This window comes from Patulibacter medicamentivorans (assembly GCF_000240225.1).
In the GTDB taxonomy this organism is placed as follows: Bacteria; Actinomycetota; Thermoleophilia; order Solirubrobacterales; family Solirubrobacteraceae; genus Patulibacter; species Patulibacter medicamentivorans.
In genome coordinates this window covers 1-489 of record NZ_AGUD01000351.1, presented here as the reverse complement: position 1 = coordinate 489, position 489 = coordinate 1, and the positions used below count along the sequence as shown (strand labels likewise).

1 protein-coding gene is annotated in these 489 nt (G+C 56.0%); it reads right to left on the bottom strand.

Translation table 11 applies throughout. From position 1 onward, the window contains the following. The coding region (locus tag PAI11_RS27960) for a hypothetical protein (protein ID WP_211656661.1) at positions 1–442 on the bottom strand (442 nt) is incomplete at its 3' end. Positions 443–489 lie beyond the last annotated feature (47 nt).

Here is a 489-nt window from a genome sequence, read left to right as displayed (position 1 = left end):
CACGAACCGCAGCACCAACACCCTGCACATCACGAACCGAAACCGAACCACCAATACCAATATTTCCATCCAAAACAACCCCAGAACCCAACGACCAAGAGCCACCCCGAAGCTCCACCTGAGCAGCTGGCGCCATGCCCTTCCACTCACCATCACTTCGCGAACCCGCAATCGACCCGCCCGTGAACGCCAACGTCCCCACACCCGACCGAACAGACCCATCATTATCAACAGCCCACCCAACCGACGACGTCGCACTCGTGCCCGTCGTCACGGTCTTGCGAACCGTTCCCGTATTCACAAACTTCGGAACAACATCCGTCGACCCATACCTCGTGAACCCGCCACCAATATTCCCAATCTCCGAATTCAGATTCAACGTCCCAACATTCTCAATCCGACCGTCCTCATAGCCGGAAACGAATCCGGTAGTGAACGTCAACTCACCCTCGTTACGAAGCGTATGCGCCCACACACGAGTATCGCTAT